Genomic DNA, 23,661 nt, shown 5'->3' on the forward strand with positions numbered 1-23,661 from the left:
CGGGGCAGCCGCCGCCGGCGGGGCAGCGGCTACCGGCGGGCGGCCCCCTCCAGGTGGCGGCGGACGGCGCGGGCCGCGTGGTGGCCCGACATGCCGTGGACGCCGGGGCCGGGCGGGCTGGCGGAGGAGCAGAGGAAGACCCCGGGGCGCGAGGTGGCGTACGGGTTCCACCTCACCTTGGGGCGGAAGGCCATCTGCAGGCCGGCGAAGGCACCGCTGCCGATGTCCCCGCCGACGTAGTTCTCGTTGCGGGCGGCGAGTTCGGCCGGGCCGCTGACCGCCCGGGCGAGGACGAGGTCCCGGAAGCCGGGGGCGAAGCGCTCGATCTGCCGCTCGACGGCCTCGGTGGCGTCGCCGCGCCAGCCGTTGGGCACGTGTCCGTACACCCAGAAGACGTGCTTGCCCTCGGGGGCGCGCCCCGGGTCGACGACCGTGGGCTGGGCGCCGATGAGGAACGGGGTCTGCGGCGGGCGGCCGCGCACCGCCCGGTTCAGGGCGTCGCCGATCTCGCCGAAGGTCGGCCCGATGTGCACGGTGCCGGCCCGCTGGGCCTCGGCGGCGGTCCAGGGCACGGGGCCGTCCAGGGCGTAGTCGATCTTCCAGACCGCGGGGCCGTAGCGGTAGTTCCGGTACGCGTCGCCGAGCCCGGCGATGCGCGCCAGCGCGGTCGGCGAGGTGTCGAAGACGTACGCGCGGGCCGGCGGCAGCTCGTCGAGCTTGCGGACCATGACGCCGGTGTGGATGGTGCCGCCGAGCAGCCGCAGGTAGGAGGCGAGGGCGTCGGCGATCGACTGGGAGCCGCCGCGCGGGACCGGCCAGCCGACCTCGTGGCCGGAGACGGCGAACAGCAGCGCCGTCGCGCCGGTGAGCGGGCTCGTCAGCGGCGCGATGGCGTGGGCGGCGAGACCGGCCAGCAGCCCGCGCGCCTTCTCGCCGCGGAACAGCCGGGCGAGCACGGCCACCGGCGGCAGCCCGGTCAGCCCGAAGCCCGCGAAGCGCAGCGGGTCGCGCGGCAGTCCCCGCCACTGGGGGCGCAGGAAGTCGTGGGCGAGGGTCGGCCAGCGGCCGACGTACGGGGCCAGGAGCCGGCGGTAGGTGCCCGCGTCGCGCGGTCCGAGCGAGGCGGCGGTCGCGCCGACGGTGCGGTCCAGTACCGCGGCGGTGCCGTCGTCGAAGGGGTGCGCGAGCGGCAGCTCGGGGTGGAGCCACTGCAGTCCGTGCTCGGCGAGCGGCATCGCGTTGAACGCGGGCGAGCCGGCGCCGAACGGGTGCACCGCGGAGCAGGGGTCGTGGCGGAAGCCCGGCAGGGTCAGTTCCTCGGTGCGGGCGCCGCCGCCGACGTGGTCGGCGGCCTCGAAGAGCTCCACGGAGTGCCCGGCGCGGGCGAGTTCGACCGCGGCGGTCAGGCCGTTGGGGCCGCCGCCGACGACGATGACGTCCGTGACGTGTGCCCTGCTCATCGGTCACCCGCCATGAGGTCGACGACCCGTCGCGCGGTCGCCTCGTCGCGCGCCACGGAGAAGGGGAAGGCGTTGCCGCCGCCGATCCGGAAGGGCACGCCCCCGGCGGTGACGCTGGCGCCGCCGGCCTCGGCCACGAGCAGCACGCCCGCCGCGTGGTCCCAGGGCGATTCCCAGGTGAAGGCGACGGCGTCGATGGCGCCCCGGGCGACCTCCAGATAGTCCAGCCCGGCGCAGGTGCACTGGCGGGCCTCGACGCCGTCGGTGCCGAGCCCCTCGAACCGGCGCCGCTCCTGTTCGTCGAGGAAGGCGAACTGCGAGGTGGCGACCTTGAGCGCGGCCCCGCCGGAGTCGGGGGCGGTGCGGATCGGCTCGCCGTTGAGCCGGGCGCCCCCGCCGCGGCGGGCGGTGGCCATCAGGGCCAGGCGCGGCACGTACGTCCATGAGGCGTGGACCTCGCCGCCGCGGGCGAGGGCGACGAGCGTGGCGAACTCGGGCCTGCCGGCGACGAAGTTGGCCGTGCCGTCCACGGGGTCGACGATCCACACCGGGTCGTCGCCGCCGATGCGGCGCAGGATGCCCGGGTCCGCGTGCACGGCCTCCTCCCCCACCACGACGGAGCCGGGCAGCAGCGCCGGCAGCTCCTGCGCGAGCCGCAGTTCCGCCTCGCGGTCGGCGACGGTGACCAGGTCCCCCGGTCCGGTCTTGTGGCTGATGTCGGCGGCGCTCAGCTGTCGCCAGCGCGGCACGACCTCCGCCTCGGCGGCCGCGCGCACCGTGTCCTCGACCGCCTTGAAGAGTGCGTCATCGATCACTCCTCCATCAGACCAGATCGGCCGCGGCACCGCGCACCCGCCGTGGCTTTGGCGGGTTCACGCCGTCCGCGCGGCGGGTCCCGCCTTCCGCATCAGGGCGGTGTACAGCACGAACGAGGTGACCAAACCCACCGCCCAGCCGTAGTCCGCGAGCGGCTTCAGCAGCGGGATCAGTCCGTCGACGGGGAAGGGACCCTGCTTGCGGCCCTCGGCGTCGACGGTGGAGTACGAGCCGCCGACCGCCAGCAGGCCGCCCACGAAGAGGGCGAGCACCGCCCGCCAGTTCCAGCCACCGCGGTACCAGTAGCGCCCGGCACCCGCCTCGTACAGCTCCGCCAGCGCCAAGTGCGTGCGCCGCACGACCCAGTAGTCGGCGATGAGGACGCCGGCCACCGTGCCGAGGACGCCGCCGACCACGCCCAGCCAGGTGAAGATGTACAGCTCGGGGGTGGAGGTCAGTTTCCAGGGGAAGATCAGCACCCCGACGACGCCGGTGATCAGCGCGCCGGTGCGGAAGTCGACGTGCCGTGGCGCGAGGTTGGACAGGTCGTACGCCGGGGAGACCACGTTGGCCGCGATGTTGACACTGAGGGTGGCCACCAGCACCGTGACCAGGGCGTAGAGCAGCCCGAGGACGTTGTCGGTCTTGCCGGCCAGCTCCACCGGGTCCCAGATGGCCTCGCCGTAGACCGCCTGGGAGCCGGAGGTGACGAGCACCGACAGGACGGCGAAGAGGGTCATCGTGGTCGGCAGGCCGAGTGTCTGGCCCCAGACCTGGGCGCGCTGCCCGGCCCCGAAGCGGGTGAAGTCGGGGATGTTGAGGGAGAGCGTCGACCAGAAGCCGATCATGCCCATGAGGGCGGGGAAGAAGACCTTCCAGAAGTCCCCGCCCCAGCCCAGTTCCGAGGGCTGGTCCAGCAGGTGGCCGAGGCCGCCCGCCTTGTTCGTGATCCAGACCAGCAGGACGACGGCGCCGACGAGGACGAAGGGCGCGGCCCAGTTCTCGAACCTGCGGAGCGTCTCCATGCCCCGGTAGATGATCGCCAGTTCCAGCGCCCAGAAGGCGAGGAAGCAGACCCACAGCGTCCACGGGTAGCCCGCCACGTGCGCGGCGCCCGCCCAGCCGCCCCAGATCTTGCCCAGCAGGACGAAAATGCCCTGGCCGCCGATCCAGGTCTGGATGCCGAACCAGGCGCAGGCCACGGCGGCGCGCAGCAGCGCCGGGAGGTTCGCGCCGCGCACCCCGAACGAGGAACGCGCCAGCACCGGGAAGGGGATGCCGTACTTGGGGCCGGCGTGACCGGTGAGCAGCATCGGCACCAGCACGATGACGTTGGCTAGGGCGATGGTGAACACCGCCTGCTTCCAGTCCATGCCGAGGGCGACCAGCCCGGATGCGAGGGTCCAGGACGGGATGTTGTGCGCCATCCCGACCCACAGCGCGGTGAAGTTGTAGGTGGTCCAGTGCCGTTTGGCGATGGGGATCGGCAGCAGGTCCTGGTTGGCGTACGGGCCGTGCGGGACGGCCGCGTCGAGGCGGAGCTCGACGCGGCCGTCGGGGTGCGTGATCTGGGCGGGCGGCGTGGGGGCCGGCATGGGCGCGGTGCTCCCCCTCAGCCGCGGAGTACGGGGATCACGGCGGAGCCGTAGGCGTCGATGGTGGACTCCTTGGCGTCGTGCATGTCGTAGACCGCGAACTGGTCGACGCCGAGTGCCCGCAGGGCGCGCAGCTTCTCGACGTGGCGCTCGGGGGTGCCGATGAGGCAGAAGCGGTCGACGATCTCGTCGGGGACGAACGCGGTGTCGGGGTTCCCCGAACGGCCGTGGTGGGAGTAGTCGTAGCCCTGGCGGGCCTTGATGTAGTCGGTGAGTGCGTCGGGCACGGAGTCGGAGTGCTCCCCGTACCTGGACACGAGGTCGGCGACGTGGTTGCCGACCATGCCGCCGAACCACCGGCACTGCTCGCGGGCGTGGGCCAGCGCCTGCGGGGAGTCGTCCTCGGTGACGTACGCGGGGGCCGCCACGCACACCTTCACCTCGGCCGGGTCACGGCCGGCCGCGACTGCGGCGTCCCGGACCGACTTGACCATCCACTCCGTCAGATAGACGTCGGCGAGTTGCAGGATGAACCCGTCCGCCTTCGCCCCGGCGATCGCCAGCGCCTTCGGCCCGTACGCCGCCATCCACACCGGCAGCCTCGCCCCCTCCTTGATCCAGGGGATCCGGACGACCGTGCCGCCGAGGTCGGCCTCGCGGCCCTCGGCGAGCTCGCGGATGACGTGCATCGCCTCCTCGATGCGGGCGAGCGTGTTGGGCTTGCGACCCGCAACCCGCATCGCCGAGTCCCCCCGGCCGATGCCGCAGATCGTCCGGTTGCCGAACATCTCGTTCAGCGTGGCGAAGGTCGAGGCGGTCACCTCCCAGGTACGGGTGCCCGGATTGGTGACCATGGAGCCGACGACCATCCGCTCCGTCCGCGCCAGGATCTGGCTGTAGATGACGAACGGCTCCTGCCACAGCACCGTGGAGTCGAAGGTCCAGCCGTGGGTGAAACCGTTGCGCTCGGCGCGCCGCATCAGCTCCACGACCCCCGCGGCGGGCGGGTCCGTCTGCAGGACGAGACCGAAGTCCATGGGTCCACGCGCCTTTCTCAGATGAGGTACTGACAGGTTCCGCGCGGGGTGTACTGGCCGTGGCCCGCCCTTCCGACGTACTCCCGGCCGTCGATGACGGGCTCACCGCGGGACAGGACGGTCTCGACCCGGCCGGTGATCCGCTTGCCCTCGTAGGCCGAGTAGTCGACGTTCATGTGGTGGGTGGCGGCGGACACGACCTGCTCCGCGTCCGGGTCGTAGATGACGATGTCGGCGTCCGCGCCCGGCGCGATGGTGCCCTTGCGCGGGTACAGCCCGAACATCCGCGCCGGGGTCGCGCAGGCGATCTCGATCCACCGGCGGCGGCTGATGTGCCCGTCCACCACCGCCTGGTGCAGCAGGTCCATGCGGTTCTCCACCCCCGGCAGACCGTTGGGGATCTTCGAGAAGTCACCCCGGCCCAGCTCCTTCTGCCCCACGAAGCAGAACGGGCAGTGGTCCGTCGACACCACCTGCAGGTCGTTGGTCCGCAGGGCCCGCCAGAGCACCGCCTGGTGCTCCTTCGGGCGCAACGGCGTCGAGCAGACGTACTTGGCGCCCTCGAAGTCCGGCTCGGCCAGGTTGTCCGTGGACAGGAACAGATACTGCGGGCAGGTCTCCCCGAACACGTTCAGCCCCTCGTCCCTGGCGAGGGCGATCTGTTCGACGGCTTGCTGCGCGGAGACGTGGACGACGTAGAGCGGGGAGCCCGCGACCTGGGCGAGCCGGATGGCGCGGTGGGTGGCCTCGGCCTCGAGGAGGGCGTGCCGTACCTCGCCGTGGTAGCGGGGGTCGGTCCTGCCCGCGGCCAGCGCCTGCTCGACCAGGACGTCGATGGCGATGCCGTTCTCGGCGTGCATCATGACCAGGCCGCCGTTGTCGGCGCCGCGCTGCATGGCCCGCAGGATCTTGCCGTCGTCGCTGTAGAAGACGCCGGGGTAGGCCATGAACAGCTTGAAGGAGGTGACGCCCTCCTCGACGAGGATGTCCATCTCCTTGAGGGTGTCCTCGTTGACGTCGGAGAGGATCATGTGGAAGCCGTAGTCGATCGCGCACTGGGCGTCGGCCTTGGCGTGCCAGGTGTCGAGTCCGGCGCGCAGCGACTCGCCGACCGACTGCACGGCGAAGTCCACGATCGTCGTCGTGCCGCCCCAGGCGGCGGCCCGGGTGCCGGTCTCGAAGGTGTCCGAGGCGTGGGTGCCGCCGAAGGGCAGTTCCATGTGGGTGTGCGCGTCGACACCGCCCGGGATGACGTACTTCCCGGTCGCGTCGATGACGCGGTCGGCGGATTCGGTCCAGCCCCGTGCCGGGTCGGAGTCGTGCGACGCGAGGGCGGCGACCCTGCCCCCCTCGACGAGGACGTCGGCGTGGACCTCCTCCGCGGCGGTGACGACCAGTCCGCCCCGGATGACGATGCGGCTCATGCTCCCACTCCTTCCAATGGCTGAGGGCGGGGTCCCCGGAAACCTCGATGCCATGTCGGAACGGCTCTACGCACGTAGACCCCGCCATGGTGGAAACGTACGACCGGTCACCCACGGTGGCAATACCGCTGCTCTCCATCGACGGGGGCGATCGCTGCGACTCTGCACCCCCGTACGGCGAACGCTCACAATATGCCATGAACCGGGCGTTCGGGTCTGCAGGTGACGAGGTGTGGAATCGCGTTGCCCCGGCCGCGGTGGCACGACGACGATGGGCGCATGGAGGATTCCGCATGCGGCTGAGGCTGCGTCACTTCCGTCCGCGCACCGGCCCGGTGGAGCACCGGATCGTGCAGCCCTGGCATCCCCCGCGCCACACGGCCCTCACCGACCCGGCCGGGTACGGCTTCCTGGTCGGCGACCATGCGGGGCTCTCGGCGCTGGCCGGGCTGTTCTCCTTCGCGGCGTGCTCGCGGCGCACCGTCGTCCACGTGCCGTTGCGCGGCGGCGTCCCTCTGGACGAGGAGGCGTACCTGGATACGGCCGGCGGCCGCGTGGACCTCGTCCTCGTCCACCACTCACTGGGCCTGCGGGTGAGCGAGTGGCCGGGGCTGCGCCGCCGGCTGACCGGCGGAGTGCCCCTGAGCGTCCGCACGGACGAGGCGCGCACGGCGCGCGACGCCGACGCCTGGTGGCAGCGGTACGGCCACATGGGCTCCCGCGACCGGCTGCGGCCGGTCGGCCACGCGCGGACGCTGTTCCTGGTGGGCAGCCGCGGCGCTTTCTCCTTCGCCGCCATGGCACTGGCGCGGGCGGCCGGCCAGGGGCCGCGTCAGAAAGGCGTGGCGAACGGGCACATGGCCCTGGTCGAAGGGCTCACACCGCTGCTGGAGTCCGGCGACCGGGGGCGCGGGCCCGAACTCGACGTCGCCTTCAAGGCGTACCCGCCGTATGCCCACTTCCGCAGACCGGGCCGTCCACGGCGGTCGGACGGCACCCCGGCGCCCTCCCCCGCCGCCACCGGACCGCGGGCGGCGGGCCCATGAGGTTCGCGACGTTCAACGTGCTGCACGGCCTGCCGATCAGTGACGGCAGCCCGGCCCCCTTTCCCGGCGCTGAGGCCGCAGGGGAACCCCTCGCGCGGGCCGTCGCGTCCCTGGACGCCGACGTCCTCGCGCTGCAGGAGCTGGACCGCTTCCAGGAACGGTCCGGCCGGGTGGACCAGGCCGCGACCGCCGCCGCGGCGTCGGGCGCCCGGGACTGGCGCTACGCGTCGGCGGTGCACGGCCGGTCGGGTGCCGGGCACGGGATGGGTGCGTGATCCGGCCGAACCCGGGATGCGCGTCCACGGACCGCGGGACGCGGCCGACGGCGACGGCCCGCCGTCGCACGGGATCGCCCTGGCCACCCGGCTTCCCGTACGGGAGTGGCGGGCCCGGCGGCTGCCCCCCTCGCCCGTGGGGATGCCCCTGCGGGTGCCCGGACTCGCCGGGCTCCGGATGACGGCCGACCAGCCGCGCTGCGCCCTGGCCGCCGTCCTGGAAGGCGCGCGCGGGCCGTTCACGGTGGTCGCGGTGCACCTGTCGTTCGTCCCCGGCTGGAACGTGGGCCAGTTGGTGGCGGTCCGCCGCTGGATCGCCGGCCTGCCCCGGCCCCACCTGCTCCTGGGCGACCTCAACCTGGTGGGCCCGGTGCCGCCGCTGGCGCTGGGCGGGGCCTGGCGGGCGCTCGCCCGTACGCGCACCTACCCCTCGCACCGTCCCGTCGTGCAGTTCGACCACGTACTGGCGGCGGGCCTCGGGCGGGCCGCCGTGCGCTCCGCGGGGGCGCCCGCCGTGCCGGTCTCCGACCACCGGCCGCTCGTCGTCGACCTGGAGCTCTGACCGCGACGGCGCGGGCCGGGGCCCGTGGCCCCGGCCCTGTCACGTACCGTCAGGCCGGGCCGTCGCCCAGCTCGCTCTGCGCCTGCTTGAGCGCCGCCTCCAGGATCGAGGCGCCCTCCTCCGCCTCGGCGACGGTCAGGGAGAGCGGCGGGGCGATGCGCAGCGCGTCGCCGGCCCTGCCGCCCTTGCCGATCAGCAGACCGCCCTCACGCGCCGCTTCGAGGACCACGCCCGCCGCGGCTGGTGAGGCCAGTTCGAGGCCGAGCATCAGCCCGCGGCCGCGCACCTCGCGCACCACCGGGAGCCCGGCCGAGATGGCCTCCAGCCGCGACCTGAGCAGACCGCCCACGCGCCGGGCGTTGCCCTGCAGGTCGTGGTCGAGGAGGTACTGGAGGTTGGCCAGCGCGCCCGCCGTGGTGATGGGGCTGCCGCCGAAGGTGGAGATGGAGTTGGCAGTGAGGCAGTTCATCACCTCGGCGCGGGCGACGACGCCGCCCATCGACAGCCCGTTCCCGACGCCCTTGGCGAAGGTCAGGATGTCCGGCGGGCCGGAGCCCTCGTGCGCCTGCCAGCCCCAGAAGTGCTCACCGGTCCGGCCCCAGCCGGTCTGCACCTCGTCGGTGATCCACAGGATGCCGTGCCGGTCGAGGACCTGCTTGAAGGCGGCCAGCAGCCCGTCGGGACCCGAGGTGAAGCCCCCGACGCCCTGGACCGGTTCGGCGATCAGGGCGGCGACCTGGCCGTTGGCCTGGCCGAGGATGTCCTCCAGGTCCGCCACGCACGCGGCCGTGAACTCGGCGTCGGACAGGTGCGCGTACGGGCCGCGGTGGCGGACGCCGCCGTGCACGTACAGCGTCTGGAGCGGTGACAGGCTCGTCGGCGACCAGGAGGTGTTGCCCGTGATGCCGATCGCGGAGAAGGAACGCCCGTGGTAGCTGTTGCGCAGCGCCAGGATCTGGTTGGACTTCCGGTACGTGGTGGCGAGCAGCAGCGCGGTGTCGTTCGCCTCGGTGCCGGAGGTGGTGAAGAAGACCCGGGCGTCCGGGATGCCCGACAGCCGGGCGATGCGCTCGGCGAGGTCGACGGCCTGGGAGCTCAGGTAGAGCGTGGAGGAGTGCAGGATCCTCCCGGCCTGCTCGCGGATCGCGGCGGTGACCTCCGGCAGGGCGTGGGCGGTCATGGTGGTGAGGATGCCGCCGAAGAAGTCGAGGTACTGCCGGCCCTCGGCGTCCCAGACGTGGCGGCCCTCACCGTGGGTGATCTCGATGGGCTCCCGGTAGTACGTCGCCAGCCACTGCGGCATCACGGCGCGGTGGCGGGAGTGGAGCGCGGCGTGCGGGTTCTCGGTGATGGTCATGGACGTGTTCACGCCTCCGTCAGGGTGCCGTAGGCGTCAGGGCGGCGGTCCCGGTAGAAGGCCCACTGCTGGCGCACCGCGGGGATCAGGTCGAAGTCCAGGTCACGCACGATCAGCTGTTCCTCCTTGTCGGAGGCGACGTCGCCCACGAACTGGCCGCGCGGGTCGACGAAGTAGGACGTGCCGTAGAAGTCGTTGTCGCCGTAGACCGGTTCCTGGCCGACCCGGTTGATGGCGGCGACGAAGTACTCGTTGGCGACCGCCGCGGCCGGCTGCTCCAGCTGCCACAGGTAGGAGGAGAGCCCGCGGTGGGTCGCCGAGGGGTTGTAGACCAGCTGCGCGCCGGCGAGGCCGAGCGCCCGCCAGCCCTCGGGGAAGTGGCGGTCGTAGCAGATGTAGACGCCGACCTTGCCGACGGCCGTGTCGAACACCGGCCAGCCCAGGTTGCCGGGCTTGAAGTAGTACTTCTCCCAGAAGCCCTTGACCTGCGGGATGTGGTGCTTGCGGTACTTGCCGAGGTAGCTGCCGTCGGCGTCGATCACGGCGGCGGTGTTGTAGTAGAAACCGTCCTGCTCGATCTCGTAGACCGGCACCACCGTCACCATGCCCGTCTCCCGGGCGAGGGTCTGCATGCGCTGCACGGTCGGGCCGTCCGGCACCCGCTCGGCCCACCGGTAGTTCTCGGCCTCCTGCACCTGGCAGAAGTACGGGGAGTTGAACACCTCCTGGAAGCCGATCACCTGGGCGCCCCGCGCGGCCGCCTCGCGGGCGTGCTCCTCGTGCTTCGCGATCATCGACTCGGTGTCACCGGTCCACGTCGCCTGGACGAGCGCGGCGCGTACGACATTGGGCATGACAGCTCCTTTGACGCGAGGTCACGCCGGAACGGCGGGCTGGTCTACGCACGTAGATCCGGCGCTGGGACGAACGTAAGAGCCCACAGCCCACTGTGGCAATACCGGCGCCGTTACTCAACGAAGCCGATCAGATTTCGCGGTCGGGCAGACCCGCTCGGCGCAGTGCGGCGGCCACGTCGCGGCGTTTGGAGACCGACACCAGCCCCGCCGCGTCCAGGAGCGGGCCGACGAGCCCGGCGCCCTCGCGGGCGATGCCGGCGGCCGCCTCCGGGCTGCGGGCGCGGACGAGGGGGGCCAGCAGGCTCAGCGCCGCGTCCCGGTGGCCGGCGTCGAGGAGCGCCCCGGCGGTCGCGGCGACCTCGGCGGCCGGCCTGGCGGCCGCCTGGTGCAGCAGGGTCCGCCGGTCGTCGCCGCGGCCGGCGGAGTCCAGGGCCGCCGCGGCGGCCGCCAGACGGTGCGGGGGCTGTGCGGCCAGCTCCCACAGCAGGGTGGCCACGTCCGCGGCCAGTCCCGACCGCTCCAGCGCGGCCGCGAGCTCGGGGACGTCCTCGGGCGGGCCCGCCACGGCCTCGCTCATCAGCACGTACGCCTCGCCGGTGCGGCCGGTGCGGCGCAGCTCCGCCATGCGTGCCGCGGCCATCCGCGCGGCCTCCCTGCGGGCGTGCGCCTCACGGACGTCGGCGCGCGCCTGCCCGGCCTCACGGGTGCCGGGCGCGTCGCGGCCCGCCGCGCCGGCGAAGCGCGCTCCGCGGGGACCTGGGGCGGCACCGCCCTCCGGCGCCGCGACGACGGGCGGCGCGACGGGGGGTGCGGCCGCCTCGGCCTCGGGTGCGCCGGCGAAGCGGGCGCCGCCGTACCGCGCTCCGCCGCGGGGGCGTTGCCTGCGTCCGCGGGCGAAGGGCCGGTGGGCCGTCCCGGGCTGGGCGGTGTCGTCGTCACCGCCGCCGGCTGCGGCCGCCGGAGCGCCCTCGTCCGGGAGCGGGGGCGCGGCCGGGGCGCGGGGCGCCGGCACGCGGGGGGCCGGGGCCGCCTGCGGGCGGAACCACTCCTCGGGCACGACGGGGCGGGAGCGGACCGCGTCGAGGCGCGCCTGGAGCTCCGCGCAGCGCGCGACGGCCCGTTCGCGGTCGTCGCGGGCCCAGGCGAGCTCGTTGCCGAGGCGCTCCGCCTCGGCGGGGGTGGCGGCGACGCGCAGCGCGGCGGTGACGTCGCGCTCGTGCAGCACCGCGTACCGGCGTTCCCTGGATAAGGCGTCCAGTCGTGTGCTCAGCGCCGCCTCGCCGCCCGGTGCGGCGTCATGGGCGGCGACGGCGGCGGCGTGCAGTCTGCGGGCGGGCTCGGCCGCCGCCTCGTCCGGGTGGGTGCCGCGCGCGGCGGCGGCGTTCTGGAGCAGGGCGAGGACGACGTCCCACGGCGGGACGTCGGACCCGTCGAGCCAGGCCCTGACGCCTTCGGGATCGCGTTCGGCGAAGACCGCGTACCAGCCGGGCGTGTCGCCCACCGCGCCGACGAGCCCCCGGAGGTACCGGGCGAACTCGTCGACCGAGCCGATGACCTGGCTGCGCGCCCCGCGTTCCACTGTCGCTCCTCCCTGCCCGCCGCCCGGCGGCGGAAGCGTGTGGTCCGCACGGCATTCGACACCCGTTGTGTTACGGCGGCGCTACAGAGGGTTTTCGCGCAGGATGCGGAGGTTGCACTTGCGCCCGCACCCCGCGCGGAGGCACGGTTGCGCGCCCCGTCACCGGGGACCCGGCACCGCGGCGTCCCCGGGCCTCAGGACGGGCCCGCCTCCGGGTGGTGACGGCGGTAATGGCGGGCGACGCGGGCGCGGTTGCCGCAGGACGGCTTGCACCACTCCTGGCGGCCGTGGGACTTCACGAAGTACCGGACGCAGCGGGGCGCGGTGCAGGCCCGCAGCCGTTCGCGCTCGGGACCGGCGAGGAAGCCGACGGCGGCGCGGGCGAGTTCGGCGACGATCCGGGCGGCGGGGTCGTCACCCTCCGCCGCGGGCACGAGGCGGGCCACGGGCGCCTCCTCCGCCTCCCACACGAGCCGGGGCACGACGGGGACCCGCGCTGCGGCGGCGTTGAGGTGCGCGAGGGCCTCCTCGGCGGGCATCAGGCGCCGGACGTCGGCGGAGCTGGGCGGCTCCGGCGCCACGGCGCGGGCGAAGAGGGCGCGCACGGCGCGGCGGAGGGCGAGGACATCGGTGAGCGCGGCGCCGTCCGCGGTGAAGCCGCCGTGCCCGGGGACGTGTTCGCGGACCCAGGCCGTGAGCGCGGAGGGGTCGCCGAGGTCGTCGGCGACCCCTCCATCGCCGTCGTGCCGGATGGTGCTCACCAGTTCCAGGGTCGGACAGCGCTCCACGACGGCCCTCCTCTTGATCGTCCGCGGGCCGCACCTTACCGTTCTAACGTCAGAAGAGGAATTAAGCATTAAGCCTGGAGGGGAGCGGCCCATGCTGCTGGCTCACATCAGCGACCTGCATCTGGACGGCACCGAACGCTCGACGGAGCGCGCCACCCGCGTCATGTCCTACCTGCGCGGGCTCCCGCGGGCGCCGGACGCACTGCTGGTCACCGGCGACATCGCCGACCATGGCGCCCCGGCCGAGTACGAGGAGGCCGCCCGGATCCTCGACGCGCCCTTCCCGGTCCTCCCCTGCCCGGGCAACCACGACCGGCGCGCCGCCTACCGCAAGGCACTGCTGGGCGAGGCCGAGGAGACGGGACCGGTGAACCGGGCGCACCTCGTCGCCGGGACCGCGGTCCTGATGTGCGACTCGACGATCCCGGGCGAGGACGACGGCCTCCTCGACGAGGAGACCCTGGGGTGGCTGTCCGCGACCCTGGGCGGGCTGGCCCCCGGCACCCCGGCGCTGCTGGCCTTCCACCATCCGCCCGTCGCGCTGCACCATCCGCTGCCCGACGGCTACCGGCTCGGCCGGCCCTCGGCCCTGGAGGAACTGCTGGCCGCGCACCCGGAGGTGGTCGCCGTCCTGACCGGGCACGCGCACACGCCCGCCGCCACCACCTTCGGCGGGCGGCCGCTGATCGCCGCGCCCGGGGTGACGTGGACGCTGCGCATGCCCTGGGAGGCCGAGCAGGACGGCTCGGTGGCCGACCGTTCGGCGCCGCCCGGCGTCGCCTTCCATGTGCTGGACGACGAGCGGCGCCTGACGACCCACTACCGCGTGGTGCTCTGAACCACCATCGCCGAGCCGCCGCCGCGGCGCACCGTCTCGGCGGCGGCGAGCCAGCGGCCGTCCGGCAGTCGCTGCACGCCGGTCGTGGCACCGATCTCACCCGCGTCGGCGAAGCCGTGCCCGATGTTCTTCAGTTCCGCCGCCACGTCGCTCGCGAGGAAGGCGGGCTCGACCTGGGTGGCCGCGGCATTGCGCTGGCTGGCACGCGGCGCGGCGATCGCGTCCACCAGCGGCATACCGCGGTCGACGTGCTCGGTGAGCACCTGCAGCACGGTGGTGATGATCGTGGCGCCGCCGGGCGAGCCCAGCGCGAAGTCGACACGGCCGTCCTTCAGCACGATCGTCGGCGACATCGAGGAGCGGGGCCGCTTCCCGGGGCCCGGCAGGTTGGGGTCGTGGACGGCGGGACCGGCCGGGACGAACGAGAAGTCGGTCAGCTCGTTGTTCAGCAGGAAGCCGCGCCCGGGGACGGTGATCGCGCTGCCGCCGGTCTGCTCGATCGTCAACGTGTACGCGACGACGTTGCCCCACTTGTCGGCGACCGTGAGGTGCGTGGTGCTCTCGCCCTCGTACGTCGTCGGGGCGGCCTTGCCCCCGCGGTCGCAGCGCGCCGGGTGGTACGGGTCGCCCGGTGCGACCGGGCTGGTCAGTACCGCGTCGTCCTTGATCAGGCAGGCCCGGGAGTCGGCGAACGACCGGGACAGCAACCCCGCGGTCGGGACCTTCTCGAAGGCCGGGTCTCCGACCCAGCGACCCCGGTCGGCGAAGGAGATCCGGCTCGCCTCGAGGAAGCGGTGCAGGTACTGCGCCTCGGACAGCCGCGAGAGCCTGCCGGTCCGCTCCAGGATGTTCAGTGCCTCGCCGACCGTGGTGCCGCCGGAGGAGGAGGGGGCCATGCCGTAGACGTCCAGACCGCGGTACGAGACGCGGGTGGGGCTCTGCGGCTTGGCCTTGTAGGCCTTGAGGTCCGCCGTCGTGAGGTCGCCCGGGCGGACGACGCGGGTCGCCGCCGGGTCCACCGGCGGCTTGCGCACGGTGTTCACGATGTCCGCGCCTATGCCGCCGTGGTAGACGGCGGAGACGCCCTTGCGGCCCAGTTCGGCGTAGGTGCGGGCGAGGTCGGGGTTCTTGAGGGTGGAGCCGACGGCGGGCGGTTGCCCGCCGGGCAGGAAGAGCGCCGCGGTGGCCGGGAAGTCCTTGAAGCGTGCCTGGTTGGCCTCCGTCTGGCTGCGGAAGGTGGCGTCCACGGCGAAGCCGTCGTGCGCGAGGCGCTCGGCGGGCCGCAGCACGTCCCGCAGGCTGCGGCTGCCCCAGGACCGCAGGGCGGTGTCCCAGGTCGCGGGGGTGCCGGGGACGCCGACGCTCAGACCGCTGGTGACGGCGTCGTTGAAGGGAAGGGGCAGGCCGTTCTCGACGAAGAGCTTGTCGGTGGCGCTCTTGGGGGCCGTCTCACGGCCGTCGATGGTGTGGACCTTGCGGTGCCTGGCGTCGTAGTAGACGAAGTAACCGCCGCCGCCGATTCCCGCGGAGTACGGCTCGGTGACCCCCAGGGCGGCCGCGGTGGCGACCGCGGCGTCCACGGCGTTCCCCCCGCGCCGCAGCACCTCGATGCCCGCGGCGGAGGCGTCGGCGTCGACGCTGGAGACCGCGCCCCCGTAGCCGACGGCGAGCGGGACCTTGGCGGGCGTGGCGTCCCGGGCCCGGGCGTCCACCCCCGGCGGGGCCGCGGCCACCGACAACGCGGCGGTGGCGGTTACGGCGAGCAGCGACAGACTCCGTACAGCGTGACGACGCATACGTGGACCTCCACTGGGGCGACCGTCCGGGCAGCCTAACCCCACCCTGCCTTTCTCGTCAGGAACGCCTCAACTACCATCCCGGCCCATGAGCGACGACGTGCGCAACATCGTCCTGGGACTGGCCGCGAGCGGTATGAGCGCCGCGCTCGGCTGGTTCGTCCGCACGTACCTGTGGCGGCGCAAGCTGCACCGCAAACAGCGTTTCTTCGGGCTGCCCACCGGCTCGGAGTGCCTGCTGGTGATCAACCGCGACCCGGGCTCGACGCGCGGATGGAGCGTGGCGCGCCATGACGTCTTCGCACTGATCGAACTGTCGGCGCTGATCAAGGAGTGCGGGGCGCACGCCGAGATCCTGCCCCACGACACCGCCTGGCAGGGCTTCGGCGCTCGCACCGAGTTCTGCATCGGCGGTCCCATATCCAACCATCGCATGGCGGCGCACCTGCGCTCCATGCTGCCCGGTTTCCAGGTCAACGACTTCACCGGCCCCGTCGAGGACCAGGGCGCGCTGACCGTGGGCGGCGAGGCCTACCGCATGGAGAAGGGCAAGGTGGAGTACGTCTTCCTGGCCCGGCTGGCCGCCGACGAGAACACCGGGAACAACCGCCCGGTCTTCCTCGCCTCCGGCCAGCGCGGGGTGAACAACCAGGCCGCCGTGCGCTACCTCGCCCGCCACTACCTGCGGCTGGCCCGCAAGTACGGGGTGGACGGCACCTTCTGCCTGCTGCTGAAGGTCGTCAATTCCGACGCCTACGGACCCGATGTGGTGGAGGTCGTCGCCGACGTCACCCGCGAGGCCAGGACTCCCGCCAGTCGCCCGGTGGCCGTCGCCGCGGAGTGACGGCCCGGAGCCGGGCGGGCGGCCGCGGGGGCACGGGCCCCCGCGGCCCCGTCATATGCGGCCGCGTACGCAGAGCCGGTCCAGGACGGCGGCGGCCATGGCCTTCTCACCCAGCGCGTTGGGGTGGGCGGGCGCGGCCGGAGCAGCGGGTGTGAGCGGCTCGATCCAGCGGACGCCGGGGGCCGTGCACATGTCGTGGCCGACGGTGGGGGTGTAGGTGTCGACGTAGGTCGCGTGGGCGGCCTTGGCACGCCGGGCCAGCATGGCGTTGAGCCGCTTCTCGGTGTCCCGGAGGTAGGCGAAGTCCCCGTCGGCGAAGGGCACGGCCGGGCGGCAGCCGACGCCGCTGTCGGGGAGCAGCGCCGGGTAGCCGACGACCACGACACGGGCCCGCGGCGCGCGGTGACGGATGGCGTCGAGCACGGCGTCGATCTTCGGCGCCGTCGCCTGCACGGCGGCCCGCAACTGGTCCGTGCCGCCGGCCGAGTAGTACCTCTCGCAGGGATTGCCGGTCGGGTCGGAGACCGCGGCGCCGGCGCAGGTGCGGATGATGCTGCCGAAGCCGACGTCGTTGCCGCCGATCTGCAGGGTGACCAGGGAGGTACGGCGGCTCAAGGCGTCCAGCTGCGGCGGGTTGCTGCCCTGCGCCTTCCACATCTCGGCGGTGGTGGCCCCGCCGCAGCTCACGTCGGTGAGTGAGGTGTCTCTCAGGCGCTGCGCGACCAGCGAGGGGTAGTTGCGGTTCGACCGGGCGCAATTGGCGTCCACCTGGTCGGGGATGAGTGGTCCCGACGTGTACGAGTCCCCGAGCGCGACGTACGCGTCCCGGTGGCCGTTGCCGTGGCCATGTCCCGGATGGTGGCCGTCGCGCGTGTGCGCGGTGGCCGGAACCGCGCTCACCGCGGTGAGCACGAGCGCGGCCGACGCCACGGCCGCTCCCAGGATCGATGCACGTCCGACACCCATCGGGCCCTCCCCCTGTCGACGCTGACGGGTTCAGACTCGGCGCCCCACGTGTCCGAAGTCAATGGACGTGTCGCAAGTTCGCTCGACGGACTGACGTTCCCTCAGATCCGGCAACCACTGCCGGCGCACGACATGCGGACGTATCAGGACGGTGACGCCCTCGCTCTCCCTGGCCGGGAGCGCACCCCGAAAGGCCCCTTCGGAGTGGACCAGCCGTACTCCACCGCCAGCGACGTCCCTGCCGACCACCGCCCGGCAGCGGCCGCGGACACCGTCGGCCCCCTCCGCATCGAGCACGGCCCGGCCCTCTCCGGCCTGGCCTTCTCTCCCCGGCGCCGTAACCCTCGCGGCTCTCCGTACCGCTTCGCCGACCGTCACTCCCGTAGCGTGCGTACCTCGGTACGCAGCCGTGGCCTGCGTACCTAAGGTCGTGCCACGAGCGGGAGAAGGGACGGGGATGGCCGAGCCGGGGCCGGTGTACCAGTGGATCGCCGACGACCTCATGCGACAGATCGACGAGGGGCTCCTCAAGCCCGAGTCCCCCATCCCCTCCCGTTCCCGGCTCAAGGAGGCCTACCGGGCGAGCGACCAGACCGTCGACCGGGCGGTGCGCGTACTGAAGGCGGCGGGATACGTCGAAGGGCAGTTCGGGCGCGGGGTGTTCGTGGTGGACCGTTCCGCCCGCGCGACCCTCGACCGCGGCACGGGCGCCGTGGACTCGCCCTTCGCCGCACGGGTCGTCGGAGACACCACGGAGGTGGACTGGGAGGCCTCGACCGTCACCACGACGGCCCCGCCGGCCATCGCCGAGCGGCTGGTCATCACCGTCGGCGACCCGGTGGTGATGACCCGCTACGAGTACCTGGCGAACCGCCGGCCCGTGCAGCTCGCCACCAGTTGGGAGCCGCTGGCCATCACCGACGGCACGGACGTCGCGCACCCCGAGCGCGGCCCCTACGCCCGCCGGGGGGTGCGGGGGCGGCTGGCCGCGATCGGGGTCCGCGTCGTACGGGCCCGCGAGATCCTGGAGTCACGGCCGGCCACCGGCTGGGAGGCACAGGCGCTCGGCTGCGCGCAGGGACAGTGCGTGACCGCGGTCCAGCGGACGTACTTCGACGCCGACGACCGCGCCGTCGAGACCTCGGACACGGTGATCCGCGCCGATCGCTGGCGCGTGGCGTACAGCATCGACTTCTCGTCCTGACCGGGCCCGGTGAGGCCGCGCCCCGCCGTCGGCGGTGTGTGCGTACTGTGGCTATCGGCCTCCGGCGGCAGCGCCCGCGTGGCCCTCGCCGAGCACCCGGCCGACCAGCGCGTCGCGGTCGGCCTTGGGGATGGCGGTCCAGCGGGTGCCGCGGATCGCGCCCTCGAGGGCGAGCAGGGTGTGGGTGCAGGCGTCCTCGGGAAGCCCCTCGCGGATCATCGCGAAGGCCCCTCCGGATCCGAGTCGGCGCAGCTCGTCGGCGTCCGGCACGCCGGCGCTGCGGAGGCGCTCGGCCAGGACCGCGCCGATGTTGGGCATCTGCTGCAGGGAGTCCATGACCCCATCATGCACCTCCCGACGCCCCGTCAGACGGCGATCTCGGCCCAGACACGCTTGCCACCCGGGAGGAGTTCTGTCCCCCAGCGGTACGTGAGGGCTGAAACCACCTGGAGACCGCGGGTGCTCCCGGTCGTGTCGGGGACCCGCCCGGTCAGCACCAGGCAGGGCGGAGTGCGGGAGCCGTCGCGGACCGACAGGTGCACCAGCGTCAGCCGCCGCGACAGCATCACGCCCACACGCCGGCCGCCGGCGTGCCGTACGGCGTTGGAGACGAGCTCGGCGAGGACGATGCCCGCGGTGTCCAGCAGGTACCCGAGACCCCACACATCCAGGGTCGCCGCCAGGATGCGGCGCGCCTGGGCGGGCGCCAGGTAGTCGGCGGGCAGGAAGACCTCGCCCAGCAGCACGGTGGCGGGCGGGGCCGTAACGGGTGCGGCCGCCGGATCGCGGGTAGGGAGGGTGTCCGGAGGCGGCTCGCCGCCCGCACCCCGGTCGGCGCCGGGGGCGACACGCCGGAACGGGGGCCGCGCGGCCAGGTTGTCCCCCATGTGACCACCTCACAGGTGTCGTAGGTGGCGCCGAGCATTCCCGTGAAGCCCACGTGCACGCCATACCCCCGCGCTATTCTCACCACGACATACCCGCTGGTAACGCCGGTGGACCGCCGACGGGGTGGACGGGAGTCGTGGATGTCGGGACCGGTTTCCGGTGATGCCGTCGAGATCCCCGCGTGGGCCTGGGAGCGCGAGGAGATACGGGAGGCCCTGCGGACCCGCGACGCCGGAGCGATCCTGCGGTTCGCACAGCAGTACGGCGGCGCGAGCCAGTCGCGCATCGCGGCCGCGACGGGGCTGCTGCAGGGCCGGGTCAACGAGATCGTGCGGGGCCGCCGTTCGGTGGTGCGGTTCGACGTGTTCGAGCGGATCGCGCAGGGCCTGCGCATGCCGGACCACGCGCGGCTGCTCATGGGGCTCGCGCCCCGCCGTCCGCGCTCGTACGGCGTCCGGGACCTGATGGACCATCCGCAGGTCGCCGCGGTCGCGCTGACCAAGCCGGAGGCGGCCGCGGAGATCCGCGAGGTGGCGGCGGGCGCCGACGCGGTGGACGTGGTCGGGGTGCGCGCCCTGGGGCTGCTGGCGCTCGGCGACTCGCTGCTGCGCGGGCCGCTGACCCGCCGGAGGCGGACCCCCGCCCGGATGCGGCTGCTGTTGCTGCACCCGGAGAGCCCGGCGGTCGCCCGGATCGCGGAGGAGGTCGGCGAGACACCGCACTTCTTCGCCTCGAGCCTGCGCTTCGCGGAGGACATGCTCGGCGCCCTCGCCGAAGAAGGAACGATTCACCTCGAGGTCTACCGCTACCGCACCACGCCGGTGTGGCGGCTGGTTCGCCTCGACGGCGCCGCCTTCGTCTCCGTCATCGGACCGCCGGCGGACCCGCGGGGCTCGCTGGTCTACCGGCTCTCCGCCACCCCGCCCGGTTCGGTGCTCTACGGCTTCGACCGCTGGTTCGAGGCCATGCTCGGCGAGTCCGAACGGGTCATCTAGGGGCCCGGCCGCGGGCCCTGGCGGCGCTCAGGCCTCGGAGGCCTCGGCGTAGACCTGGGACAGCTCCGGGGTGCCGCTCTCCGCCCACTCGTGGCCGGCCTCGACGACGTCGAGTTCACGGCCGGAGGCCAGCAGGATGACGGGCCGGCCGTTGGGCCAGATCTGCCAGCTCGCGCCCGGCACGGTGCGCACGACGACCGTGCCGAGGTAGAGCCCGGCGTCGTTGCCGAGCCAGGACAGCTCGTCCGGGTCGTCGCGCCAGCGCGGGACCAACTGGTCAAGACGCTCCAAGGAGACGGACGTGTCGTCCAGTTCCACTCCCTCGGCCTCGGCCCTGGCACGCAGCAGCTCGCACTCCGAGAGCAGTTCGGCGACTCCTTCCGGGTCCTCGGCGAGGGACTCCGGTACGGCCGCGCCGCGGACCTCGCCGTACCGTTTGCGCCACCTGTCCAGGAAGGAGATGTCCATGGGCATCAGCCTATGGCGTAGGCCTTCCGCAGTGTCTCGTGGACGGTCCATGTCGTGCTGTCTCCTTCTCGGAGGACGCAGACGTCGCCCGGGCCGAGCTCCAGGGTCGGTCCGCCCTCCACCTCGACGGTGGCGCGCCCGCTGACGACCACGAACATCTCGTCCGCCTCGGTGTCGGTCACCACGCCCGGGGTGATCTGCCAGATCCCCCTCGTGCGGGTGCCGTCGGGCGACTGCCACAGCACCTTCCCGGTGACCTCCGGCGAGCCGGAGACGATCTGCCCCGGATCCAGGGGCTCGGGTTCGAGCACGGCGGTGGCGATGTCGACGGAGAAGCTCTTCATGGCCGGAGCGTATGCGTGGGCGTATGCCAACGGTAACGACACGTTGTATACGTTCCGTTGCCGCACAATACGTAACGTAAGGCTGCCCGGCGGGAGAAGGGCCACGCGATGCGGGATGAACGGGAAGCCGGGGTGCGGGCGGCGGACCGCGCCTGGCGGCTGCTGGAGGAGCTGGCGGCACGGGCCCCGGGGACGGTGCGGCTGGCCCCCGGCGCGGACGACGCCGAGGTCGCGGCGTGGGGCGTGCCGCTGCCCCGCGAGGTGCGGCACCTGGTCGGCAGGGTGAGGTCGATCCGCATCGGCGGGCTGGAGGAGTACCGGCTGGCCCCCGAGCGCGGTCTGCACCCGGGCGGTTGGGCCGTGGGGCCGCCGGGCACCGCGCATCTGCTGCACGAGTCCGGCGGGGACACGCTCTTCGTCGACGTGGACGAGGACACCGGAGCCTGGGGCCGGGTGTTCGCCGCGACCGGCGTCTTCCTCGACACCTGGGCGTACGTGGCGCCCTCACTGGTCGACTGGGTCACCCTGCTCGCCAGGGCGGGGCTCGCCGCCCTGGCAAGCGTGCCGCCCGAGGCGGGACAGGAGCCGGGGTCAGGGCCGGCGTCGGTGCCGGAACGGGCGGACGAGACCGTCCCGGAGCACGCCGCGGTGCTGGAGCGGCTCGCCGAGACCTCGCACGTCTTCTCCTACCGGCCCGACCTGAGGGGCACCCCGGTGGGCCGGGTCCGGCCGGAGGCCGACCCGGAGCTGGCCGCCGTGCTGACCGGGCTGCCGGACGACGCCTTGGTGGTGGACCTGCGCGAGGTGGCGCACCCGGCCACCTTGCACCTGCCCTGCCCGCCGGGGCTGCGCGGCTACGTCGAGTTCCAGCGCAGGGCAGGCGGGCGCTTCGCGGTGGGCCTCCCCCGGACCGGTCAGACGTCGAGGTCGACCACGACCGGGGCGTGGTCGGAGGCGCCCTTGCCCTTGCGCTCCTCGCGGTCGACGTAGGCGTCGCCGACCGCCTTGCCGAAGGACTGGTTCGCGTAGACCAGGTCGATCCGCATGCCGCGGTTCTTGGGGAAGGCCAGCTGGCGGTAGTCCCAGTACGTGTAGGGACGGTCGTACTTCAGGGGGCGGGGCACCACGTCGCTGAGCCCGGCCGCGCGCAGGTGCGCCAGCGCCTCCCGCTCGGCGGGGGTGACATGGGTCATCCCCTCGAAGACCGACGGGTCCCACACGTCCTCGTCGGTGGGCGCCACGTTGTAGTCGCCGAGGACGGCGAAGGGGCGCTCGCCCGCCGCGTCCTCCGCGACCGCCGCGCGCAGCGCCTCGAACCAGCGCAGCTTGTACGCGTAGTGCTCGTGGCCGACCTCACGGCCGTTGGGCACGTACACCGACCAGACCCGGACCGGGCCGCAGGTCGCCGAGACCGCTCGGGGCTCGTCGACCTCCTCGTACAGCGGGCCGCCGGGCAGGCCGACGACGACGTCCTCGAGACCCACCTTGGACAGGAGGGCGACGCCGTTCCACCGGCCGGTGGCGTTGACTGCGGTCTCGTAGCCGAGGGCGCGCAGATCGTCGAACGGGAACTGCTCCTCGGCGCACTTGGTCTCCTGGATGCACAGCACGTCCGGGCTGTTCTTCTCCAGCCAGGCCAGCAGCCGCGGCAGGCGGGCGGTGATCGAGTTGACGTTCCAGGTGGCGATGCGCATGGACCCGAATGTACCGCCCGCCTCCGACAACCGGTCCCGGGGCGTTCCCGCAGACCGTCCGCGGCAGGTCGTCAGCCTGGGACGTCAGCCCAGGTCGGCGCTGTCGCCGGGGGCCATCCTGCCGTGCTCCGCGCCGCCGACACCGGGCCCGTCGGGGCCCAGCAGCCGGTCGTACAGGGTGCGGGCGAGGTCGTTGAGCAGCCCGTCGTGCACGTCGATGGCGCGGGCCGGCTTCACTTCGCGGAGGTAGTCGATGACCTCGGAGACCTTGTTCCAGGGGGCGTGCACGGGCAGCAGCAGCGTCTCGACGGACCGGCCGGGCACGGTGAGCGCGTCGCCGGGGTGGAAGAGGGAGCCGTCGACGAGGAAGCCGACGTTGGTGATGCGCGGGATGTCGGGGTGGATCACGGCGTGCATCTGTCCGTGCACCTCGACGTCGAAGCCGGCCGCGCTGAAGGTGTCGCCCTCGCCGACGGTGTGGACCCGGCCCGGGAAGGCGGCCGAGACCTGGTCGGCGACGCTCTTCAGGGTCCAGATCTCGGCGGCGGGGGCGGCCTCCAGGGCGGCGCGCAGCTGCTGCTCGCTGAAGTGGTCCGCGTGCTCGTGCGTGACGAGGACCGCCTCCGCGCCCACCGCCGCGTCCGGCTCGGTGAAGGCCCCTGGATCGATGACGAGCGCGCGCCCGTCCTTCTCCAGCCGGACGCAGGCGTGGCCCCTCTTCGTCAGCTTCATGACTCTCCTCCGGAGCGGTGATCCTTTGCATGGCCATCATGGCCGAGGCCCCGCGTGCCGCACACGCCCTGTCCAGGTGGAGATGCCGATGGGCTG

The 23,661-nt window shown here is 73.5% G+C and carries 25 protein-coding genes; 8 read left to right on the plus strand and 17 right to left on the minus strand.

Annotated elements, in window-relative coordinates:
* Positions 1–29 precede the first annotated feature (29 nt).
* From OIE69_RS10810 to hydA, 5 genes are read right to left on the minus strand one after another with little or no spacing between them, the layout of a single operon-like run.
* Complete coding sequence (locus OIE69_RS10810; protein ID WP_326571748.1) at positions 30–1,460, minus strand: phytoene desaturase family protein; 1,431 nt, start codon at positions 1,458–1,460, stop codon at positions 30–32.
* Entirely contained in the window at positions 1,457–2,275 is an 819-nt protein-coding gene (locus OIE69_RS10815) for an inositol monophosphatase family protein (RefSeq protein ID WP_326571749.1), read from the minus strand. Before OIE69_RS10815 ends, OIE69_RS10810 begins: the two co-directional genes overlap by 4 nt.
* A gap of 57 nt (positions 2,276–2,332) precedes the next feature.
* A complete protein-coding gene (locus tag OIE69_RS10820; RefSeq protein ID WP_326571750.1) occupies positions 2,333–3,871 on the minus strand; it encodes an NCS1 family nucleobase:cation symporter-1 in 1,539 nt (512 codons plus the stop codon).
* A gap of 17 nt (positions 3,872–3,888) precedes the next feature.
* Complete coding sequence (locus OIE69_RS10825; RefSeq protein ID WP_326571751.1) at positions 3,889–4,908, minus strand: TIGR03842 family LLM class F420-dependent oxidoreductase; 1,020 nt, start codon at positions 4,906–4,908, stop codon at positions 3,889–3,891.
* Between the two features lie 17 nt (positions 4,909–4,925).
* Entirely contained in the window at positions 4,926–6,332 is a 1,407-nt protein-coding gene (gene hydA / locus OIE69_RS10830; protein WP_326571752.1) for a dihydropyrimidinase, read from the minus strand.
* Positions 6,333–6,625: 293 nt separating this feature from the next.
* Between hydA and OIE69_RS10835 the strand changes: the two genes are divergently transcribed.
* Genes OIE69_RS10835 through OIE69_RS10845 form a run of 3 tightly spaced genes read left to right on the plus strand, consistent with a single transcriptional unit; the run spans position 6,626 to position 8,215 of the window.
* Positions 6,626–7,378 carry a hypothetical protein gene (locus OIE69_RS10835; protein WP_326571753.1) on the plus strand — a complete coding sequence of 251 codons (753 nt, stop codon included), beginning with the start codon at positions 6,626–6,628 and terminating at the stop codon, positions 7,376–7,378.
* The gene (locus tag OIE69_RS10840) at positions 7,375–7,653 is read left to right on the plus strand and encodes an endonuclease/exonuclease/phosphatase family protein (protein ID WP_326571754.1); all 279 of its coding nucleotides are present in this window, start codon (positions 7,375–7,377) and stop codon (positions 7,651–7,653) included. The genes OIE69_RS10835 and OIE69_RS10840 overlap by 4 nt, the downstream gene beginning before the upstream one ends.
* Positions 7,646–8,215, plus strand: a complete 570-nt coding sequence (locus OIE69_RS10845; RefSeq protein ID WP_326571755.1) for an endonuclease/exonuclease/phosphatase family protein — start codon at positions 7,646–7,648, stop codon at positions 8,213–8,215. The genes OIE69_RS10840 and OIE69_RS10845 overlap by 8 nt, the downstream gene beginning before the upstream one ends.
* A 49-nt stretch (positions 8,216–8,264) precedes the next feature.
* Here OIE69_RS10845 and OIE69_RS10850 read toward each other — a convergent pair whose 3' ends face one another.
* From OIE69_RS10850 to OIE69_RS10865, 4 genes are all read right to left on the minus strand, one after another.
* Entirely contained in the window at positions 8,265–9,572 is a 1,308-nt protein-coding gene (locus tag OIE69_RS10850; protein WP_326571756.1) for an aspartate aminotransferase family protein, read from the minus strand.
* Positions 9,573–9,580: 8 nt separating this feature from the next.
* Positions 9,581–10,426 carry a nitrilase-related carbon-nitrogen hydrolase gene (locus OIE69_RS10855; RefSeq protein ID WP_326571757.1) on the minus strand — a complete coding sequence of 282 codons (846 nt, stop codon included), beginning with the start codon at positions 10,424–10,426 and terminating at the stop codon, positions 9,581–9,583.
* Between the two features lie 130 nt (positions 10,427–10,556).
* On the minus strand, positions 10,557–12,008 hold the full coding sequence (locus OIE69_RS10860; RefSeq protein WP_326571758.1) for a hypothetical protein: 1,452 nt from the start codon (positions 12,006–12,008) through the stop codon (positions 10,557–10,559).
* Positions 12,009–12,202: 194 nt separating this feature from the next.
* A complete protein-coding gene (locus OIE69_RS10865) occupies positions 12,203–12,796 on the minus strand; it encodes a CGNR zinc finger domain-containing protein (protein WP_326571759.1) in 594 nt (197 codons plus the stop codon).
* A 91-nt stretch (positions 12,797–12,887) separates the two neighbouring features.
* Here OIE69_RS10865 and OIE69_RS10870 point away from each other — a divergent pair, with 91 nt between their 5' ends.
* Positions 12,888–13,634: a phosphodiesterase gene (locus OIE69_RS10870; RefSeq protein WP_326571760.1), complete on the plus strand. Its 747-nt coding sequence runs from the start codon at positions 12,888–12,890 to the stop codon at positions 13,632–13,634.
* Here the strand turns inward: OIE69_RS10870 and ggt are convergent.
* Positions 13,616–15,430 carry a gamma-glutamyltransferase gene (ggt, locus tag OIE69_RS10875; RefSeq protein WP_326571761.1) on the minus strand — a complete coding sequence of 605 codons (1,815 nt, stop codon included), beginning with the start codon at positions 15,428–15,430 and terminating at the stop codon, positions 13,616–13,618. The genes OIE69_RS10870 and ggt overlap by 19 nt on opposite strands.
* 88 nt (positions 15,431–15,518) lie before the next feature.
* Here ggt and OIE69_RS10880 point away from each other — a divergent pair, with 88 nt between their 5' ends.
* Positions 15,519–16,274, plus strand: coding sequence for a hypothetical protein (locus OIE69_RS10880; protein ID WP_326571762.1), 756 nt, complete (start codon positions 15,519–15,521; stop codon positions 16,272–16,274).
* A 51-nt stretch (positions 16,275–16,325) separates the two neighbouring features.
* On the opposite strand, the gene OIE69_RS10885 is transcribed toward OIE69_RS10880, so the two are convergent.
* Entirely contained in the window at positions 16,326–17,240 is a 915-nt protein-coding gene (locus tag OIE69_RS10885) for an SGNH/GDSL hydrolase family protein (RefSeq protein ID WP_326571763.1), read from the minus strand.
* Positions 17,241–17,697: 457 nt separating this feature from the next.
* Between OIE69_RS10885 and OIE69_RS10890 the strand changes: the two genes are divergently transcribed.
* Complete coding sequence (locus tag OIE69_RS10890; RefSeq protein ID WP_326571764.1) at positions 17,698–18,444, plus strand: GntR family transcriptional regulator; 747 nt, start codon at positions 17,698–17,700, stop codon at positions 18,442–18,444.
* Between the two features lie 51 nt (positions 18,445–18,495).
* Here OIE69_RS10890 and OIE69_RS10895 read toward each other — a convergent pair whose 3' ends face one another.
* Both OIE69_RS10895 and OIE69_RS10900 read right to left on the minus strand, forming a co-directional pair.
* Complete coding sequence (locus tag OIE69_RS10895) at positions 18,496–18,780, minus strand: TfoX/Sxy family DNA transformation protein (protein ID WP_326571765.1); 285 nt, start codon at positions 18,778–18,780, stop codon at positions 18,496–18,498.
* A gap of 29 nt (positions 18,781–18,809) precedes the next feature.
* Positions 18,810–19,331, minus strand: coding sequence for an ATP-binding protein (locus tag OIE69_RS10900; RefSeq protein WP_326571766.1), 522 nt, complete (start codon positions 19,329–19,331; stop codon positions 18,810–18,812).
* 141 nt (positions 19,332–19,472) lie between these two features.
* On the opposite strand from OIE69_RS10900, the gene OIE69_RS10905 reads away from it, so the two are divergent.
* Positions 19,473–20,327: a helix-turn-helix domain-containing protein gene (locus OIE69_RS10905; RefSeq protein WP_326571767.1), complete on the plus strand. Its 855-nt coding sequence runs from the start codon at positions 19,473–19,475 to the stop codon at positions 20,325–20,327.
* A gap of 27 nt (positions 20,328–20,354) precedes the next feature.
* Here the strand turns inward: OIE69_RS10905 and OIE69_RS10910 are convergent, their stop codons facing one another.
* A complete protein-coding gene (locus tag OIE69_RS10910) occupies positions 20,355–20,795 on the minus strand; it encodes a DUF6278 family protein (protein WP_018563013.1) in 441 nt (146 codons plus the stop codon).
* Positions 20,796–20,800: 5 nt separating this feature from the next.
* Positions 20,801–21,139 (minus strand): cupin domain-containing protein, encoded by a 339-nt coding sequence (locus OIE69_RS10915; protein ID WP_326571768.1) that lies wholly within the window; start codon positions 21,137–21,139, stop codon positions 20,801–20,803.
* A 108-nt stretch (positions 21,140–21,247) separates the two neighbouring features.
* Between OIE69_RS10915 and OIE69_RS10920 the strand changes: the two genes are divergently transcribed.
* The gene (locus OIE69_RS10920) at positions 21,248–22,129 is read left to right on the plus strand and encodes a hypothetical protein (protein ID WP_326571769.1); all 882 of its coding nucleotides are present in this window, start codon (positions 21,248–21,250) and stop codon (positions 22,127–22,129) included.
* On the opposite strand, the gene OIE69_RS10925 is transcribed toward OIE69_RS10920, so the two are convergent.
* Complete coding sequence (locus OIE69_RS10925; protein WP_326571770.1) at positions 22,054–22,833, minus strand: exodeoxyribonuclease III; 780 nt, start codon at positions 22,831–22,833, stop codon at positions 22,054–22,056. The two genes, OIE69_RS10920 and OIE69_RS10925, sit on opposite strands and share 76 nt — an antisense overlap.
* A gap of 84 nt (positions 22,834–22,917) precedes the next feature.
* Positions 22,918–23,565: an MBL fold metallo-hydrolase gene (locus tag OIE69_RS10930; RefSeq protein WP_326571771.1), complete on the minus strand. Its 648-nt coding sequence runs from the start codon at positions 23,563–23,565 to the stop codon at positions 22,918–22,920.
* Positions 23,566–23,661: the final 96 nt, after the last annotated feature.

The organism is Actinacidiphila glaucinigra (genome assembly GCF_035918135.1).
GTDB classification, from domain to species: domain Bacteria; phylum Actinomycetota; class Actinomycetes; order Streptomycetales; family Streptomycetaceae; genus Actinacidiphila; species Actinacidiphila glaucinigra.

What these genes read in the sequence shown, in the direction of transcription:
- OIE69_RS10920 (WP_326571769.1), top strand. Translation starts at nt 21,248, where the DNA reads ATGCGGGATGAACGGGAAGCCGGGGTGCGGGCGGCGGACCGCGCCTGG.
- OIE69_RS10930 (WP_326571771.1), bottom strand. Translation starts at nt 23,565, where the DNA reads ATGAAGCTGACGAAGAGGGGCCACGCCTGCGTCCGGCTGGAGAAGGAC.
- OIE69_RS10870 (WP_326571760.1), top strand. Translation starts at nt 12,888, where the DNA reads ATGCTGCTGGCTCACATCAGCGACCTGCATCTGGACGGCACCGAACGC.
- OIE69_RS10810 (WP_326571748.1), bottom strand. Translation starts at nt 1,460, where the DNA reads ATGAGCAGGGCACACGTCACGGACGTCATCGTCGTCGGCGGCGGCCCC.
- OIE69_RS10900 (WP_326571766.1), bottom strand. Translation starts at nt 19,331, where the DNA reads ATGGGGGACAACCTGGCCGCGCGGCCCCCGTTCCGGCGTGTCGCCCCC.
- OIE69_RS10910 (WP_018563013.1), bottom strand. Translation starts at nt 20,795, where the DNA reads ATGGACATCTCCTTCCTGGACAGGTGGCGCAAACGGTACGGCGAGGTC.
- OIE69_RS10915 (WP_326571768.1), bottom strand. Translation starts at nt 21,139, where the DNA reads ATGAAGAGCTTCTCCGTCGACATCGCCACCGCCGTGCTCGAACCCGAG.
- OIE69_RS10925 (WP_326571770.1), bottom strand. Translation starts at nt 22,833, where the DNA reads ATGCGCATCGCCACCTGGAACGTCAACTCGATCACCGCCCGCCTGCCG.
- OIE69_RS10885 (WP_326571763.1), bottom strand. Translation starts at nt 17,240, where the DNA reads ATGGGTGTCGGACGTGCATCGATCCTGGGAGCGGCCGTGGCGTCGGCC.
- OIE69_RS10880 (WP_326571762.1), top strand. Translation starts at nt 15,519, where the DNA reads ATGAGCGACGACGTGCGCAACATCGTCCTGGGACTGGCCGCGAGCGGT.
- ggt (WP_326571761.1), bottom strand. Translation starts at nt 15,430, where the DNA reads ATGCGTCGTCACGCTGTACGGAGTCTGTCGCTGCTCGCCGTAACCGCC.
- hydA (WP_326571752.1), bottom strand. Translation starts at nt 6,332, where the DNA reads ATGAGCCGCATCGTCATCCGGGGCGGACTGGTCGTCACCGCCGCGGAG.
- OIE69_RS10820 (WP_326571750.1), bottom strand. Translation starts at nt 3,871, where the DNA reads ATGCCGGCCCCCACGCCGCCCGCCCAGATCACGCACCCCGACGGCCGC.
- OIE69_RS10835 (WP_326571753.1), top strand. Translation starts at nt 6,626, where the DNA reads ATGCGGCTGAGGCTGCGTCACTTCCGTCCGCGCACCGGCCCGGTGGAG.
- OIE69_RS10905 (WP_326571767.1), top strand. Translation starts at nt 19,473, where the DNA reads ATGTCGGGACCGGTTTCCGGTGATGCCGTCGAGATCCCCGCGTGGGCC.
- OIE69_RS10850 (WP_326571756.1), bottom strand. Translation starts at nt 9,572, where the DNA reads ATGACCATCACCGAGAACCCGCACGCCGCGCTCCACTCCCGCCACCGC.
- OIE69_RS10840 (WP_326571754.1), top strand. Translation starts at nt 7,375, where the DNA reads ATGAGGTTCGCGACGTTCAACGTGCTGCACGGCCTGCCGATCAGTGAC.
- OIE69_RS10890 (WP_326571764.1), top strand. Translation starts at nt 17,698, where the DNA reads ATGGCCGAGCCGGGGCCGGTGTACCAGTGGATCGCCGACGACCTCATG.
- OIE69_RS10855 (WP_326571757.1), bottom strand. Translation starts at nt 10,426, where the DNA reads ATGCCCAATGTCGTACGCGCCGCGCTCGTCCAGGCGACGTGGACCGGT.
- OIE69_RS10825 (WP_326571751.1), bottom strand. Translation starts at nt 4,908, where the DNA reads ATGGACTTCGGTCTCGTCCTGCAGACGGACCCGCCCGCCGCGGGGGTC.
- OIE69_RS10895 (WP_326571765.1), bottom strand. Translation starts at nt 18,780, where the DNA reads ATGGACTCCCTGCAGCAGATGCCCAACATCGGCGCGGTCCTGGCCGAG.